Here is a 17,026-nt window from a genome sequence, read left to right as displayed (position 1 = left end):
TGCCCGGTGCTGAGGCGCGCCTGGGTCAGGGACCGTTTGTGGGGCCGCAGCGGGTGCTGATCCACCCAGGGCGGCAGTGCTCAAAGGCCGTGCTTTTCCGCGATCACCGCGGCGGCGGCGCGGGTTTCCACGCCCAGCTTTTCAAAAATGTGTTCCAGGTGTTTGTTGACGGTGCGCGGACTCATGCCCAGGATGTCGGCGATGTCGCGGTTGGTTTTGCCTTTGGCGATCCACGACAGCACCTCGGTCTCGCGCGGCGTGAGCGCGGCGTGGACCAGGGCGTTGTCCGCGTCCTTCACCTCCACCAACCCCAGCAGAAACATCGACTCGGACACCCCCACGTCGCCGATGTGGCGGGCCAGCAGCTGCTGGCCTTTGCCCGCCGGGTGGGTGCCGCTGCCGCGCTGCATGGTGCGGGCCAGCCAGGCCGCGGCGGCGTCCAGGTCGGGAAACAGGCCGCCGAGCCAGCCGCCGGCCTTGGGTGAGAGCCAGGCGATGCGTTGGCGGCTGTCCAGCACCACCGTGCCCCAGCCCGACACATCGGTCGCGTCGCGGGCCATGCGGGCGGCGCGCGCGTTCTTGACGTGGGTGGCCAGGCGCGCCATCACTTCGGGCAGCCGCAGCGGTTTGATCACGTAGTCCACCCCGCCCACGGCGAAGCCTTGCAGCACGTGGTCGGTCTCGGCCAGGCCGGTCATGAAGACCACCGGCACGTGCGACCAGGCCGGGTTGGCCTTGAGCGCCCGGCACAGCCCGAAGCCGTCCATCCCGGGCATGACGGCGTCGAGCAGCACCCCGTCGGGCACCGCCACCTCCAGCCGCTGCAGGGCCTCCTCGGCGCTGGTGGCGGCGAGCACCAGGTAGCCCTCGTCCAGCAGCGCGGTGCTGAGCATGTCGAGGATGTCGATGTCGTCGTCCACCACCAGCACCACCGGGGTGAAGGGGGCCGGGGCGGCGGCGGGCAGGGGGTCACTCATGGTCGGGCAGGGGTTCTAGGGTGTTCAGGACGGTGGTCACGGTCTGGAAGTCGAAGCGGTTGATCGCCAGTTCCAGGGGGTCCCACAGCCCGGCCAGTTCGGGCTGGCGGGCGCGGGCGTCGGCGACCTGTCGGCGCAGGGCGTGGATTTCGCCGCGCCGGGCCATGCGGGTCAGGGCGGCGCGCAGTTCGGGGTCCAGGCTGGCACGCGGTTCGTTGGCGGGCGGCGGGGTGTCGGGCGCCGGGGGCGGTGGGGTGTCGTCGCAGGTCCAGGTCAGGTGCAGGGCGCGGGTGAGCTGCTGCAGCAGTTCGGATTCGGCCACCGGCTTGGCCACGAAGCCCTGGGCCTGCAGCCGTTCCAGCCGTTCGGCCTGGTTGTCGAAGGTGTTCGCTGACACGATGATCACCGGCAGCAGCTGCGGCGGGTAATTCACCCGCAGGTGGGCCAGGGTTTGCCAGCCGTCCATGGTGTCCATGCTGAGGTCCAGCAGCACTGCGTCGGGCCGGTGGGCGGCCACCGACTCCAGGCATTCCTCGCCGCTGGCCGCCTCCTGCACCACAAAGCCCAGCGGGCTCAGCAGGCCGGCCAGCAACTGGCGGTGGAACGGCTGGTCGTCCACGATCAGCAGCGTGCGCGCCGGTGGCTGGTAGCCGGTGATGCGGTGCATCATCTCGGGCAGCAGCGGCACCGGTGCCTGGGTCTGGCCGATGCTGGGCAGGTACAGCCGCACGGTGAAGGTGGTGCCCACCCCAGGGGTGCTCTGCAGACTCAGTTCGCCGCCCATCATGCTCACCAGCAGGTGGGTGATGGTCAGCCCCAGGCCGGTGCCGGTTTGCGGGTTGCGCCGCCCGGCGGCACCGCGTTCGTAGGGCAGGAAGATGCGCTGCTGGTCCGTGGGGGCGATGCCGATGCCGGTGTCCACCACCGCCAGCCGGGCCACCTGTTGGCGAAAGTCCAGCCGCAGCGTGACCCGGCCTTCGTGCGTGAAGCGCAGCGCGTTGGTCAGCAGGTTGATGAGAATTTGCCGCAGGCGTTTGGGGTCGCCCTTGATCCAGGCCGGCATCTCGCCCTCGCGCTCCACGGCGAAGGCCAGGCCCTTGGCCGCGGCCTGGGGCTTCATCATGTGCTCCACGTCGCCGATCAGGCCCGGCAGGTACACCGGCACCGCGTCCAGCTTCATGCGGCCGGCCTCGATGCGGGCCAGCTCCAGCGATTCGTCGATGAGCGCGTGCATGTGGTGGCCGCTGCGCTCGATGCCCGCCACCGTCAGCTTCAGTTCGCCCTGGATCTCGGGCTTCTTCAGCAGGATCTGCGCGTAGCCCAGGATGCTGGTCAGGGGCGAGCGCAGTTCGTGGGTCAGCCCGGCGATGTAACGCGTCTTGGCCTGGCTGGCCGACTCCGCCTGGTCGCGCGCCTGTTTCAGCGCGGCGTCGGTGTGGCGGTGGGCCTCGATCTCCTGCTTGAGCAGCTCGGTCTGGCGTTCCGACTCGTCCTGTGCGATGCGCCGGCTGTCGGTGGTCAGCACCACCCACCAGGCCGCCACCGCCGACAGCAGGCCGAGCAGGGCGTAAATTTTGACCAGCGCCCCAGACAGCAGGGCCGCGTCGCTGCGGTGGGTTTCCTGCATGTAGACGATCAGAAAACTCAGCCCGATCACCCCCCACAGCAACAGCAGCACCAGCAGAAAGTGGCCGACACGGAAGTTGAAACCCGACAGCCAGGACGACGGCAGCAGCAGGCCCAGCCAGTGGCGCAGCTGGTCGCCCGCGCGCGACCGGTGTTTGCAGCGGTCGTGGCAGCGGGACTCGAGCGAGCAGCACAGCGAGCAGATGGGTGCGGCGTAGGCTGGGCAGGCCGCCATGTCCTCCGACTCGAAGCGGTTTTCGCACACCGCGCAGGTCAGCACCTCGCCGCGGCGCCACTGGGCCTCGGGCTGGCGCGCGGTGTAGTAGCGCCCACCCGTCAGCCAGGCCAGCGTGGGCGCCAGCAGCAGCGCCAGCCCCAGGGCGATGAACGGTGAGAACGCGGCCGCCATGTCGCCCAGCACCCCGCTGTAGGCCAGGGTGGCGGCCCCGGCGGCCAGCACCATGGCGCCCAGGCCCACCGGGTTGAAGTCGTACAGGTGGGCCCGGCGGAATTCGATGCCCGGCGGGCTCAGGCCCAGCGGCTTGTTGATGACCAGGTCGGCCACCAGCGCGCCGACCCAGGCGATGGCCACGTTGCTGTAGATGCCGAGCACGATCTCCAGCCCGGCGAACACGTCCAGCACCATCAGCAGCGTGGCGATGACCACGTTGAACACCAGCCACACCACCCGCCCCGGGTGGCTGCGGGTGATGCGCGAGAAGAAGTTGGACCAGGCCAGCGAACCGGCGTAGGCGTTGGTGACGTTGATTTTGACCTGCGAGACCAGCACGAAAAACAGGGTCAGCGCCAGCGCCACCCCGCTGTGGCCCAACATCTCGCTGAAGGTGGTCAGGTACATCTGGGCCGGCTCCACCGCCCGCTGCGGTGTGATTTCGTGTTGCAGGGCAAAGAAGGCCAGCAACGCGCCCCCCAGCATTTTCAGCATGCCCACCAGCGCCCAGCCCGGCCCGGCGGCCAGCAGCGCCAGCCACCACTTCAGCCGGTTGGCGCGCGTGGGGGCCGGCAGAAAGCGCAGGTAGTCCACCTGCTCCCCGATCTGCACCACCAGCGCAAAAATCACCGAGCAGGCCGCGCCGAACATCAGCCAGTCGAAGCCGCTGCTGCCCGACTTCAGGCCCGCCAGCTGCGTCAGTTCGCGGTACACCTGCGGCTCCTGCAGCGCCAGCCAGACAAAGGGCAGCACCGTGAGGAACACCCAGGGCAGCTGCGTCCAGCCCTGCAGCCGGGAAATGAAGGTGATGCCGCGCACCGTCAGCGGAATGATGACCAGTGCCGACAGCACGTAGCAGACCGTGAGGTGCCAGTCGGTGGCCATGCGCAGGGCCATGGCCATGATGGCCGCCTCCAGCGCGAAAAAGATGAAGGTGAAGCCGGCGTAGATGAGCGAGGTGATGGTGGAGCCGAGGTAGCCAAAGCCGGCGCCGCGGGTCAGCAGGTCCAGGTCCAGCCCGTGGCGGGCGGCGTGGTACGCAATGGGCAGGCCGGTGGCGAAGATGATGCCGCACACCACCAGGATGGCCAGCAGCGCGTTGGTGAAGCCGTAGTTGAGCGCGATGGCCGCGCCGATCGCCTCCAGCGCCAGGAACGACAGCGAACCGAAGGCGGTGTTGGCCACCCGCCACTCGCTCCACTTGCGGAAACTGCGCGGCGCGTAGCGCAGGGCGTAGTCCTCCATGGTTTCGTCGGCCACCCAGGTGTTGTAGGCGCGCCGGTAGCGAAAAATCTGTTGCTCCCGGGGGGGTGGCCGGGCGGTGCTGGTGTTCATGTGGGGGGACAAGCAAGAAACGTTCTCGCCCAGCGGTGCTGGGGTGGGGCAGGGGTGCGCAGGGCGGCTACGTCATTTGACGTATGGCCGGGAATCCGGGGTTTCCCTAACCTTCGGTCCACGTTCCGTTTTTCTTCCACCCCGCATCGCAAGGAGTGTTTTCATGGACCACCCGCACGTCACCCTGTCGCCCCAGGCCGACCTTCAGCGCCGCCGTTTGATCCAGGCCGCCGGCCTGGCCTCGGTCGCCGGCTTGTCGCCTTGGGCGCTGGCCCAGGGCAAGCCGCCCACCGCCCAGGTCAACACCACCAAGCTGGCCATCACCGACACCGAAGTGACCGTCGGCCAGCTGCACTCCGCCACCGGCACCATGGCCATCTCCGAGACCGGCGCCATCCAGGCCGAACAGTTGGCCATCGACCAGATCAACGCCATGGGCGGCATCCTGGGCCGCAAGATCAAGGTGATCAAGGAAGACGGCGCCTCCGACTGGCCGACCTTCGCGGAAAAGTCCAAGAAGCTGCTGATCAACGACCGCTGCGCCGCCGTCTTCGGTTGCTGGACCTCGGCCTCGCGCAAGGCCGTGCTGCCGATTTTTGAGAAAGAAAACGGCCTGCTGTACTACCCCACCTTCTACGAAGGTCTGGAGCAGTCCAAGAACGTGATCTACACCGGCCAGGAGGCCACCCAGCAGATCCTGTACAGCCTGGACTGGGCCAAGACCGAGAAGAAGGCCAAGACCTTCTTCCTGATCGGCTCCGACTACATCTGGCCGCGCACCTCCATGAAGATCGCGCGCAAGCACGTCGAAAACTTCCAGAAGGGCAAGATCGTTGGCGAGGAGTACTACCCGCTGGGCAGCACCAACTTCGGCTCGCTGATGAACAAGATCAAGCTGCAGAAGCCGGACTGCATCTTCGCCGCCGTGGTGGGCGGCTCCAACGTGGCTTTCTACAAGGCGCTCAAGGCCGCCGGCATCACCGGCGACAAGCAGTTGCTCGTCACCCTGTCGGTGACCGAGGACGAAATGACCGGCGTGGGCGGTGACAACTTCAAGGGCTTCTATTCGTCCATGAAGTACTTCCAGAGCCTGGACAACGAGAACAACAAGAAGTTCGTGGCCGCCTTCAAGGCCAAGTACGGCAAGGACGCCGTCATTGGCGACGTGACGCAGGCCGGCTACCTGGGCCCCTGGCTGTGGAAAGCGGCGGTGGAAAAAGCCGGCAGCTTCGACGTGGCCAAGGTCACCGCCGCGTCGCCGGGCATCGAGCTCAAGACCGCGCCGGAAGGCTACGTGAAGGTGCACGCCAACCACCACCTGTGGAGCAAGTCGCGCATCGCCATGGGCATGCCCGACGCCACGTTCAAGGTGGTGGCCGAGTCGCCCGACCTGATCGAGCCCAACCCCTTCCCCAAGGGCTACCAGTGAACCCTTAGGGGGATGGCGCTGACGGGCCGGCCGTGTCGGCCCGTCAGCGTCCCGGACCGGGGGGATGGCTCCCTCGTCGCGTGTTTCTGCTTGGAGATCCGTCATGGACATGAGCTTCAACGATCTGCTCAACATCGGCCTGATGCAAGGCTTTGCGGGCCTGAGCCTGTTTGCCGTGCTGCTGCTCATGGGCCTGGGCCTGGCCATCATTTTTGGGCAGATGGGGGTCATCAACATGGCCCACGGCGAGTTCATGACCATCGGCGCCTACACCGTGTTCCTGGGGTCCACCCTGGCCGAAGCGGTGGGCGCGGTGGGCACCGCCTATTACTTTCCCTTTGCCATTCTGGCCGCGTTTGTGCTGGCGTTTGCCGCCGGCTGGCTGCTGGAGTGGGCCCTGATCCGCCACCTCTACAAGCGCCCGCTGGACACCTTGCTGGCCACCTGGGGTGTGAGCCTGGCGCTGCAACAGGCGTTTCGCACCTTCATCGGCCCCAAAGAGGTCAGCCCCACCCTGCCCGACTGGCTGATGGGTTCCTGGGCGCCGGCCGAAGGGCTGGACATCCCCATCAACGGCCTGTTCGTGCTGGGCCTGGCCGTGGTGGCCACCGCCGGCGTGCTGCTGGCCTTGCACAAAAGCCGCTGGGGCTTGCGGGTGCGCGCCACCGTCAGCAACCGGGTCATGGCCAACGCCATCGGCATCGACACCCAGAAAACCGACCGCCTGACCTTCGCCATCGGCTGCGGCATCGCCGGGGTGGCGGGCGCGGCGTTCACCACCATCGGTTCCACCGGCCCCACCTCCGGTTCCCTCTACATCGTGGACGCCTTCCTGGTGGTCACCTTCGGCGGTGCGGCCAGCCTGCTGGGCACGGTGGTGTCGGCCTTCGGCATCGCGCAAACGCAGTCCATCACCGAGTTCTTCATGGCCGGCTCCATGGCCAAGGTGCTCACGCTGTCGCTCATCGTGGTGATCCTGATGCTGCGCCCGCAAGGCCTGTTTGCCAGCAAGGTGCGCCGCTGAGCCGACCCCGATCCGCCCGTATAGGAAGCCTGTCATGAACGCATTGAAAGCCTTGATCCAGCGTTACCAGTTGGCCAGCGTGCTGCTGCTGACGCTGTTGCTGGCGGTGGTCTTGCCGCTGACGCTGGACATCTTCCGGCTCAACCTGGTCGGCAAATACCTGACCTACGCCTTCGTGGCCATCGGCCTGGTCATGCTGTGGGGCTACGGCGGCGTGCTCAGCCTGGGGCAGGGCGTGTTCTTCGGCCTGGGGGGCTACGCCATGGCCATGTTCCTCAAGCTGGAGGCGTCCGACCCGGAGAGCACCAGCATCCAGTCCACCCCGGGCATTCCCGACTTTATGGACTGGAACCAGCTGACCGAGTTGCCGTCGCTGTGGGTGCCGTTCAAGAGCCTGCCGTTTGCGCTGGCCGCCGTCATCGTGGTGCCCACGCTGCTGGCCTGGATCGTCAGTTTCGCCATGTTCAAGCGCCGCGTCGGCGGCGTGTACTTCGCCATCATCACCCAGGCGGTGGCGCTGATCCTGACGGTGCTGATCATCGGCCAGCAGGGCTACACCGGTGGCGTCAACGGCATGACCGACCTGAAAACCCTGCTGGGCTGGGACATCCGCACCGACAGCGCCAAGTACATCCTGTACTACGTGTGTGTCGGCCTGCTGGTGGCGGCCGTGCTGCTGTGCCGCTGGATCCAGACCAGCAAGCTGGGCACCCTGTTGCTGGCCATGCGCGACAAGGAAGACCGGGTGCGCTTCTCGGGCTACGACGTCGCCAACTTCCGCATCTTCGCCTTCTGCCTGGCGGCGGCCTTGTCGGGCATCGGCGGGGCGCTGTTCACCCTGCAAGTGGGCTTCATGTCGCCCAGCTTCGTCGGCATCGTGCCGTCCATCGAGATGGTGATCTTCGCCGCCGTCGGCGGCCGCATGAGCCTGGTCGGCGCGGTCTACGGCGCGCTGCTGGTCAACGCCGGTAAGACGCTGTTTTCGGAAACCTTCCCCGACGCCTGGCTGTTCCTGATGGCGGCGCTGTTCATCGGCGTGACCATGTTCTTCCCGATGGGCCTGGCCGGGGTCTGGAGCGACAAGATCGTGCCGTGGTGGAACGCCCGCCGCGCCCAGCGGACCGCCACCCCCACCCCGGTGGCCCCTGTGGCGCCCAAGGCCAGCGCTTCCGAAGCGGCCCACGCCGATCCCGCCCCCCTGCCCACCGGCATCACCGGCCAGAACGCCTAAGCCCAGGAGCCCCCCATGAGCAGCACCGATTTCGCCCTGGCGGTCGAGGACCTGACCGTCTCCTTCGACGGCTTCAAGGCCATCGACGACCTCAACCTCTACATCGACAAGAACGAGTTGCGCGTGGTCATCGGCCCCAACGGCGCCGGCAAGACCACGCTGCTCGACCTGATCTGCGGCAAGACCCGCGCCAGCGCCGGCAGCATCAAGTTCAAGGACGAGGAAATCATCGGTCTGGCCGAGCACCAGCGGGTGCGCAAGGGCATCGGCCGCAAGTTCCAGACGCCGTCCATCTACGAAAACCTGTCGGTCTTCCAGAACCTGGAGGTGTCCTACCCCAGCGGCCGTTCGGTGTTCGGCGCCCTGGCGTTTCGCTGCACCGCGGCGGTCCGGGCCAAGGTGGACGAGGTGGCCGCCGACATCGGCCTGGCCGACAAGCTGGACACGGAGGCGGGCCTGCTGTCGCACGGCCAGAAGCAGTGGCTGGAGATCGGCATGCTGCTGATGCAGGACCCCGAGCTGTTGATGCTGGACGAACCCATCGCCGGCATGAGCGCGCGCGAACGCGACCTGACCGCCGAGTTGCTCAACCGCATCTGTCAGAACCGCGCGGTGATCGTCATCGAGCACGACATGGACTTTGTGAAAAAGATCGCCCACAAGGTCACCGTGATGCACCAGGGAAAGATCCTGGCCGAAGGGCCGATGGACAAGGTCCAGGCCGATCCCAAGGTCATCGACGTTTACCTCGGCCACTGAAGCGCCCGCCCCACAGGAGCCCCCCATGCTGCAAGTCAAAGACCTGTTCGTCGCCTATGGCCAGAGCGAGGCGCTGCACGGCCTGTCCTTCGAAGGCCGACCCAACGAAACCGTGGCCATCATGGGCCGCAACGGCATGGGCAAGACCACGCTGTTCAAAAGCCTGATGGGCATTCTGCCGATCAAGAGCGGCTCGGTCAGCGTGGCCGGCCAGGACGTGACCCGAGACCAGAGCTTTCGCCGCGTGGCCAAAGGCATTGCCTATGTGCCCCAGGGCCGCATGATTTTCCCGACGCTGACGGTGGAAGAAAACATCCACACCGGGCTGGAGAACGCCAAGGACAAGCGCGTGCCCGACGAGATCTACGCCCTGTTCCCGGTGCTGTGGGACATGCGCGCGCGCAAGGGCGGCAACCTCTCGGGCGGGCAGCAGCAGCAGCTGGCGATTGCCCGCGCGCTGGTGACCGACCCCAAAGTGCTGCTGCTCGACGAACCCACCGAAGGCATCCAGCCGTCCATCATCAAGGACATCGCCAAGGCGCTCAACGAGATCCGCAAGATGCGCCAGCTCACCATCATCGTCTCGGAGCAGGTGCTGTCGTTTGCCATGGACGTGGCCGACCGCCTGTTCGTGATCGAAGGCGGCCGCCTGGTGCACGAAACCGCCCGCGCCGACACCGACGAGGCGCGCATCAAGTCCTACCTCTCCGTCTGATCCCCCCTTCACCGTCAACCCAAGGAGTCCGTCATGCCCGAAACGCTCATCAAGGTCGATCTGAGCCAGCCCGCCCCGTCCAACCCGCTCGTGCACAACCGCTGGCACCCCGACATTCCCATGGCCTGCTGGGTCAACCCCGGTGACGACTTCGTGCTGGAAACCTACGACTGGACCGGCGGTTTCATCCAGAACAACGACAGCGCCGACGACGTGCGCGACATCGACCTGACCACGGTGCACTACCTCAGCGGCCCGGTGGGCGTGCGCGGCGCCGAGCCCGGCGACCTGCTGGTGGTGGACCTGCTGGACATCGGCGCCAAGGACGACAGCCTGTGGGGCTTCAACGGCTTCTTCAGCAAGAACAACGGCGGCGGCTTCCTGACCGACCACTTCCCGGCCGCGCAAAAGTCCATCTGGGACTTCCACGGCATGTTCACCAGTTCGCGCCACGTGCCGGGCGTGAAGTACGCCGGCCTGATCCACCCGGGTCTGATCGGCTGCCTGCCCGACCCCAAGATGCTGGAGACCTGGAACACCCGCGAGCAGGCGCTGATCGACTCCGATCCGGCCACCAGCGGTCTGGCCAACCCGCCCTTCGCCGGCACCGCCCACTGCGGCCAGGCGCAGGGCGAGGTCAAGGCCAAGATCGCTGCCGAGGGCGCCCGCACCGTGCCCCCGCGCGAACACGGCGGCAACTGCGACATCAAAGACCTGTCGCGCGGTTCCAAAATCTTCTTCCCGGTGTACGTGGACGGCGCCGGCCTGAGCGTGGGCGACCTGCACTTCAGCCAGGGCGACGGCGAGATCACCTTCTGCGGCGCCATCGAAATGGCCGGCTGGGTGCACATGAAGGTGCAGCTCATCAAGGGCGGCATGGCCAAGTACGGTATCAAGAACCCGATCTTCAAGCCCAGCCCGATCACGCCCACCTACAACGACTACATCATCTTCGAAGGCATCAGCGTCGACGAGAGCGGCAAGCAGTACTACCTGGACGTGAACGTGGCCTACAAGCAGGCCTGCCTCAACGCCATCGAGTACCTCAAGAAGTTCGGTTACAGCGGCGCGCAGGCCTATTCCATCCTGGGCACCGCGCCGGTGCAGGGCCACATCAGCGGCGTGGTGGACGTGCCCAACGCCTGCGCCACGCTGTGGCTGCCGACGCAGATCTTCGACTTCGACATCAACCCGAGCGCGGCCGGCCCCGTCAAGCACCTGGACGGCAGCATCGACATGCCGATTTCCTACGACCTGAAGCTGTAAACCGCCGTTCGGAGCCGTCCCATGCCCACCTACGACTACGCCTGCCCGAGCTGTGGCGGCTTCGACGCCTTCCGCAGCCTGGCCGACCGCAACGAGCCCGCCGCCTGCCCGGACTGCGGCACCGCCTCGCCCCGGGTGCTGGCGTCCGCGCCGCGCCTGGCGCTGATGGACGGCGGCACCCGCAGCGCCATCGCCGTCAACGAGCGCGCCCGGCACGAGCCGAAAAGCTCGCGCGACTACCAGCGCCTCAAGCACCCGGCCGGTTGCGGCTGCTGCAGCCCCGGCCGCAGCAAGGCCACGGTGACCGCGCCCAATGGCGCCAAGGCCTTCCCCAGCAAACGCCCCTGGATGATCAGCCACTGACCCCGAAAGCCCCACATGATCCACGGTGACATTTCCAGCAGCGCCGACACCGTCGGCGTGGCCGTCGTCAACTACAAAATGCCGCGCCTGCACACCAAGGCCGAGGTGCTGGCCAACGCCCGCAAAATCGCCGACATGGTGGTGGGCATGAAGCAGGGCCTGCCCGGCATGGACCTGGTGGTCTTCCCCGAGTACAGCACACAGGGCATCATGTACGACGCCCAAGAGATGTACGACACCGCCGCCGACATCCCCGGCGAGGAAACCGCCATCTTTGCCGAGGCTTGCCGCAAGGCCAAGGTCTGGGGCGTGTTCTCGCTCACCGGCGAGCGCCACGAGGAGCACCCGCACAAGGCGCCGTACAACACCCTCATCCTGATGAACGACCAGGGCGAGATCGTGCAGAAGTACCGCAAGATCATGCCCTGGGTGCCCATAGAAGGCTGGTACCCCGGCAACTGCACCTACGTGAGCGAAGGGCCCAAGGGCCTGAAGGTCAGCCTCATCATCTGCGACGACGGCAACTACCCCGAAATCTGGCGCGACTGTGCCATGAAGGGCGCCGAGCTGATCGTGCGCTGCCAGGGCTACATGTACCCGGCCAAGGAGCAGCAGATCCTCATCAGCAAGGCCATGGCCTTTGCCAACAACACCTACGTGGCGGTGGCCAACGCGGCCGGGTTCGACGGGGTGTACAGCTACTTCGGCCACAGCGCCCTGATCGGCTTCGACGGCCGCACCCTGGGCGAATGCGGCGAAGAGGAAATGGGCGTGCAGTACGCCGCGCTGTCCAAGAGCCTGATCCGCGACTTCCGCAAGCACGGCCAGAGCGAGAACCACCTGTTCAAGCTGCTGCACCGCGGCTACACCGGCAAGATCAACTCGGGCGAGGGCGGGGACGATGCCAAGGGCGTGGCCGCCTGCCCCTACGAGTTCTACGGTCAGTGGATCAACGACCCGGAAGGCACCCGCAAGCAGGTGGAGTCGTTCACCCGTTCCACCGTGGGCACGCCGGAGTGCCCGATCGACGGCATTCCGAACCAGCCGCCCGAGCACCGCTGACATGCTCGACGCCTGGCGCGTGACCGCGCCGCCCTACTACCGGCCGGTGGCCGAGGAGGTGGCGCTGTGCGAAAAAGCCTTTGCCCACCGGGTGCCGCTGCTGCTCAAGGGGCCCACCGGCTGCGGCAAGACGCGCTTCGTCGAGTACATGGCCTGGAAGCTGGGCCGCCCACTCGTCACCGTGGCCTGCAACGAGGACCTGTCGGCCGCCGACCTGGTGGGCCGCTACCTGCTGGACGCCCAGGGCACCACCTGGCACGACGGCCCGCTCACCACCGCGGTGCGCCACGGCGCCATCTGCTACCTGGATGAGGTGGTCGAGGCGCGCCAGGACACCACGGTGGTCATCCACCCGCTGACCGACGCCCGGCGCGTCCTGCCGCTGGAGAAAAAAGGCGAGCTGGTGCACGCGCACCCGGACTTCCAGCTGGTCGTGTCCTACAACCCCGGCTACCAGAGCCGGGCCAAGGACCTGAAGCCATCCACCCGCCAGCGCTTCGCCGCCCTGGCCTTCGACTACCCGACGCCCGAGGTGGAGGCCGAGGTGGTGGCACACGAGGCCGGCATTCCGCTGGTGCTGGCCGCGCAGCTGGTGGCCATCGCCGCGGGGTCGCGCCGCCTGCGCCAGCGCGGGCTGGACGAAGGCGCCTCCACCCGCATGCTGGTTTACGCCGGCCTGCTGATCGTGGACGGCGTGCCGCCCCGCGTGAGCTGCGAGATGACGCTGGTGCAGGCCCTCACCGACGAGCCCGAGATGCTGGCCGCCCTGCGCGCCCTGGTGGACGCCTGTCTGCCATGACCCCCAGGGCGGCCAACGGCCTGGGCCACCTGCTGACCGCGCTGGCCGGCGCCGACCGGCCCCTGGTGGTGCAGGCCCACGCCGCGGCGCTGCCGCCGGACGCCCCGCCCGTGCTGACCGAGTTGCACCTGAGCCTGCCGCCGGCGCACTGGGCAGGGCTGGCGGCCACGCCCGCCGGTGGGCTACCGCTGGGCTCCCCGCTGGCCCAGGCCGCGGTGGCGCACGCCGCGGCCCACCGGCGCCATTCCCCGCCGGCGCGTTCGTCGCGCGGTCTCAAGCCCCTGGGCCAGCTGGTGCACGCCGCTCTGGAGGACGCCCGGGTGGAACGCCTGCTGGCCCAGCGTTGCCCCGGCGTGCGCGCCTGGTGGCGGCCCTGGCTGGTGCACGCCACCGGCCAAGACCTGCTGGGTGTACCGGGTTTGATGGCCGGCCTGGCCCGCGCGCTGGGCGACCCCGGCTACACGCCCAGCAACGCCTGGGTGCGCAAGGCGCGGGACGGCTTCGACGCGGTGTGCCAGCGCCACGGCCTGGCCGACGCCGCCGCGTTCCGGCCCCTGGCGTCTGTGCTGGCCAACGACCTGGGGCAGATGCGCGTGCGCTTCGACCCGCGCCAGTACCGCGAACCGGTGGCCTACCGCGACGACAACCACCACCTCTGGCGGCACCCCGCCGACGCCGAGGCCGCCGAGCACGAAACACCCGTACCCGCGCCCCCGAGGGATGCGGTGGCCCGCCCCGCGCAGCCCCACGCGCCGTCGGCCGACAGCCCTGCCGCGCTGGCCGAGCCCGCCGCCGTGGTGTTCGTTTACCCCGAATGGGACGCCACCCTGGGCCGCCACCGCCCCGACTGGTGCACCCTCACCGAACACGGCCCCGTCGGCGCACCGATCCGGCATGGGCTGCCCGCTGCGGTCGTTGCCCCCCCCGCGCTGCGGGGCTGGCGCCGCCCGCGGCTGGACCGCCGCCAGCGCCCCCCACCCCGGCGCGAGGGCGACGACATCGACCTCGACGCCCTGGTGCGGGTGTGGACGGAGCGCACCCGGCCACCCACCCCCGAACCGCGCGTGTTCCGCGCCCCGGTGTTCGCGCCCGACGCGGTGTCGCTGCTGGTGCTGCTCGACCTGTCCCAGTCCGCCAACGACCCGGCCTTTGGCGGGCCCGCCACGGTGCTGGAACTGGAAATCCAGGGTGCGCTGGCCCTGGCGCACGGCCTGCGGCCGCCCGACCGGGTCGCCGTCCACGGCTTCCGTTCGGACACCCGCCACCGCGTGTCCTACGAGCGGCTGCTGGACTGGGGCCAGCCGCTGGATGCCGCCAGGCAGCAGGGCATCGCCCAGGTGGCGGCGCACGGCTCCACCCGCATGGGCGCGGCCATCCGCCACGCCACCGGCTGGCTGGCCGCCGAGGCGTCGCCGCAGCGCGCGGTGTGCGTCGTCACCGACGGCGCCCCGTCGGACGTGGACGTGTTCCGCGCCGACCACCTCATCGACGACGCGGCTGAGGCGGTGCGCGCGGCCCGGGCGCACGGCGTCACGGTGTGCGGTCTGGTGCTGGACCCGCAGGCCGACGCCTACGCCCAACGCATCTTCGGGCAGCGCGGGTTTCAAGTGGTCGAGCAGCCGCAGGGGGTGCTGCGTGGCATGCAGCGGCTGTTGCGGCGCCTGGCCTCCTGAGGCCCGCAACGCCGCCGCCCTTCAGGCCCGCCTCACTGCCCCGCCAGCACCCACCGCGCCGCCTTTTCCGCCATCATCAGCGTGGGGCTGTTGGTGTTGCCGCTGGTGATGGTGGGCATGGCGCCCGCGTCCACCACGCGCAGGCCCCGGATGCGGCCGCCGCGCCCGTCGCGCACCCGCAGGTGGCTGTCGAGCACGGCCGCCGGGTCGCCGTCGCGGCCCATGGCGGTGGTGCCCACCGGGTGGAAGATGGTGGTGGCGATGTCGCCGGCCAGCTTCGCCAGCTCTTCGTCGCTTTGGTATTGCCGCCCGGGCTTGAATTCCTCGGGCCGGTAGCGGGCCAGCGCCGGCTGTGCCACGATGCGCCGGGTCAGCCGCAGGCTGTCGGCGGCGATGCGGCGGTCCTCGTCGGTGGACAGGTAGTTGGGCGCGATGGCGGGCGCCTGGGCAAAGTCCGCGCTTTGGATCTGCACCGTGCCGCGGCTGCTGGGGTTGAGGTTGCAGACGCTGGCGGTGAAGGCGGGGAAGGGGTGCAGCGGCTCGCCAAAGGCGTCCAGGCTCAGCGGCTGCACGTGGTATTCCAGGTTGGGGTGGGGCTGGTCGGGCGAACTGCGGGTGAAGGCGCCCAACTGGCTGGGCGCCATGCTCATGGGCCCGCTGCGCTTGAGCGCGTATTCCAGCCCAATCTTGGCCTTGCCCCACCAGCTGTTGGCCAGGGTGTTGAGCGTTTTCACCCCCTGCACCTTGAACACCGCGCGGATCTGCAGGTGGTCCTGCAGGTTGCCGCCCACGCCGGGCAGGTCGGCCTGCACCGCAATGCCGTGGCGCTGCAGCAGCCCGGCCGGGCCTATGCCCGACAGCTGCAAAATCTGTGGCGAGCCGATGGCGCCGGCGCTCAGCACCACCTCGCGCGCGGCGCGCACGGTGTGCAGGTGGCCGTCCTTCAGCACCTCGGCGCCGGTGCAGCGCAGGTGGCCGTCGCTGCCGGTGCCCAGCGTCAGGCGTTTCACCTGGGCGCCGGTCCACACCGTCAGGTTGGGGCGGTGGCGCACCGGGCGCAAAAAGGCTTTGGCCGCGTTCCAGCGCCAGCCGCTTTTCTGGTTCACCTCGAAGTAGCCCACGCCCTCGTTGCAGCCGCCGTTGAAGTCGGGGCTGGCGGGAATGCCGGCCTGCTGCGCCGCCTGGGCGAAGGCGTCCAGCACGTCCCAGCGCAGGCGCTGTTTTTCCACCCGCCATTCGCCGGTGCTGCCCACGTGGCCGTTGCCGTGGCGGGCGGCAAAGGCGGGGTCGCTCTGGCCGTCCTGGCTCGGGTCCAGGCGGTAATGGTCCTCGTGCGCCATGAAGTCGGGCAGGCTGTTGCCCCAGGTCCAGGCGTCGTCGCCGGTCAGGCGCGCCCACTGGTCGTAGTCGCGGGCCTGGCCGCGCATGTAAATCATGCCGTTGATGCTGCTGCAGCCGCCCAGCGTCTTGCCGCGCGGGTAGCGCAACCGGCGCCCGTTCAGGCCGGGGTCGGGCTCGGTCTGGAACAGCCAGTCGGTGCGCGGGTTGCCGATGCAGTACAGGTAGCCCACCGGAATGTGGATCCAGTGGTAGTCGTCCGGCGGGCCGGCTTCCAGCAGCAGCACGCGGTGCGCCGGGTCGGCGCTCAGGCGGTTGGCCAGCAGGCAGCCGGCCGTGCCAGCGCCCACCACGATGAAGTCGTAGGTGTGGTCCAAGAGGGTCTCCTCGGCGGGCCGCCCGGGTGGGGCGGTCGGGTGGGCGGTGGCGCGTCGCTTATTTCGACGTCGGCATCACGAACTCGGCGCCCTTGCCAATGCTTTCGGGCCAGCGCTGCATCACGCTTTTTTGCTTGGTGTAAAAGCGCACGCCTTCTTCGCCGTAGGCGTGCATGTCGCCAAACAGGCTCTTCTTCCAGCCGCCAAAGCCGTGCCAGGCCATGGGCACCGGAATCGGCACGTTGATGCCGACCATGCCCACCTGGATGCGCCGCGCAAACTCGCGCGCCACGTGGCCGTCGCGGGTGAAGCAGGCGGTGCCGTTGCCAAATTCGTGATCGTTGATGAGCTGCACCGCGGTGGCGAAGTCGGGCACGCGCACACAGGCCAGCACCGGGCCGAAGATCTCTTCCTTGTAGATCTTCATCTCGGGCGTCACGTGGTCGAACAGCGTGCCGCCCATCCAGAAGCCGCCCGCGCAGCCTTCGCCGGTCTGCGCCGCGTCGAACTGGCGGCCGTCCACCAGCAGCTGCGCGCCTTCGGCCTGCCCGGCGGCGATGTAGCCGCTGATGCGGGCGTGGGCGGCGGGGGTGACGATGGG

14 protein-coding genes are annotated in these 17,026 nt (G+C 68.5%); 10 read left to right on the top strand and 4 right to left on the bottom strand.

The window, feature by feature from the left end; all coding sequences use genetic code 11:
- Window positions 1-80: 80 nt before the first annotated feature.
- On the bottom strand, window positions 81-977 hold the full coding sequence (locus tag HA630_RS11760; protein WP_166834922.1) for a DNA-binding response regulator: 897 nt from the start codon (window positions 975-977) through the stop codon (window positions 81-83).
- The gene (locus HA630_RS11755; protein ID WP_166834919.1) at window positions 970-4,389 is read right to left on the bottom strand and encodes an ATP-binding protein; all 3,420 of its coding nucleotides are present in this window, start codon (window positions 4,387-4,389) and stop codon (window positions 970-972) included. Before HA630_RS11755 ends, HA630_RS11760 begins: the two co-directional genes overlap by 8 nt.
- A 163-nt stretch (window positions 4,390-4,552) precedes the next feature.
- Between HA630_RS11755 and urtA the strand changes: the two genes are divergently transcribed.
- The 10 genes from urtA to HA630_RS11705 all read left to right on the top strand — a co-directional run bounded on the left by urtA (window position 4,553) and on the right by HA630_RS11705 (window position 14,710).
- A complete protein-coding gene (gene urtA, locus HA630_RS11750; protein WP_166834917.1) occupies window positions 4,553-5,818 on the top strand; it encodes an urea ABC transporter substrate-binding protein in 1,266 nt (421 codons plus the stop codon).
- A gap of 109 nt (window positions 5,819-5,927) precedes the next feature.
- Window positions 5,928-6,842 carry an urea ABC transporter permease subunit UrtB gene (urtB, locus tag HA630_RS11745; RefSeq protein ID WP_166834954.1) on the top strand — a complete coding sequence of 305 codons (915 nt, stop codon included), beginning with the start codon at window positions 5,928-5,930 and terminating at the stop codon, window positions 6,840-6,842.
- Window positions 6,843-6,876: 34 nt separating this feature from the next.
- Window positions 6,877-8,073 (top strand): urea ABC transporter permease subunit UrtC, encoded by a 1,197-nt coding sequence (gene urtC, locus HA630_RS11740; protein ID WP_166834915.1) that lies wholly within the window; start codon window positions 6,877-6,879, stop codon window positions 8,071-8,073.
- Window positions 8,074-8,088: 15 nt separating this feature from the next.
- Window positions 8,089-8,832: an urea ABC transporter ATP-binding protein UrtD gene (gene urtD / locus HA630_RS11735; protein ID WP_166834913.1), complete on the top strand. Its 744-nt coding sequence runs from the start codon at window positions 8,089-8,091 to the stop codon at window positions 8,830-8,832.
- A gap of 25 nt (window positions 8,833-8,857) precedes the next feature.
- Window positions 8,858-9,547: an urea ABC transporter ATP-binding subunit UrtE gene (gene urtE / locus HA630_RS11730; protein ID WP_166834911.1), complete on the top strand. Its 690-nt coding sequence runs from the start codon at window positions 8,858-8,860 to the stop codon at window positions 9,545-9,547.
- Window positions 9,548-9,580: 33 nt separating this feature from the next.
- Window positions 9,581-10,813, top strand: coding sequence for a formamidase (gene fmdA, locus HA630_RS11725; RefSeq protein ID WP_101048348.1), 1,233 nt, complete (start codon window positions 9,581-9,583; stop codon window positions 10,811-10,813).
- Between the two features lie 21 nt (window positions 10,814-10,834).
- On the top strand, window positions 10,835-11,176 hold the full coding sequence (locus tag HA630_RS11720) for a zinc ribbon domain-containing protein (protein WP_101048347.1): 342 nt from the start codon (window positions 10,835-10,837) through the stop codon (window positions 11,174-11,176).
- Window positions 11,177-11,191: 15 nt separating this feature from the next.
- Window positions 11,192-12,238 carry an aliphatic amidase gene (locus HA630_RS11715; protein ID WP_166834909.1) on the top strand — a complete coding sequence of 349 codons (1,047 nt, stop codon included), beginning with the start codon at window positions 11,192-11,194 and terminating at the stop codon, window positions 12,236-12,238.
- A gap of 1 nt (window position 12,239) precedes the next feature.
- Window positions 12,240-13,037, top strand: a complete 798-nt coding sequence (locus tag HA630_RS11710; RefSeq protein ID WP_166834907.1) for a CbbQ/NirQ/NorQ/GpvN family protein — start codon at window positions 12,240-12,242, stop codon at window positions 13,035-13,037.
- The gene (locus HA630_RS11705; RefSeq protein WP_166834905.1) at window positions 13,034-14,710 is read left to right on the top strand and encodes a nitric oxide reductase activation protein NorD; all 1,677 of its coding nucleotides are present in this window, start codon (window positions 13,034-13,036) and stop codon (window positions 14,708-14,710) included. Before HA630_RS11710 ends, HA630_RS11705 begins: the two co-directional genes overlap by 4 nt.
- 32 nt (window positions 14,711-14,742) lie before the next feature.
- On the opposite strand, the gene HA630_RS11700 is transcribed toward HA630_RS11705, so the two are convergent.
- Together HA630_RS11700 and HA630_RS11695 are read right to left on the bottom strand one after the other, a co-directional pair.
- Entirely contained in the window at window positions 14,743-16,425 is a 1,683-nt protein-coding gene (locus HA630_RS11700) for a GMC family oxidoreductase (protein WP_166834903.1), read from the bottom strand.
- 58 nt (window positions 16,426-16,483) lie between these two features.
- Window positions 16,484-17,026 (bottom strand): aldehyde dehydrogenase family protein (locus tag HA630_RS11695; protein WP_166834901.1); only part of this gene is annotated, 543 nt, incomplete at its 5' end.

The organism is Aquabacterium sp. A08 (assembly GCF_011742065.1).
This window is presented reverse-complemented; position numbering and strand designations above follow the sequence as displayed.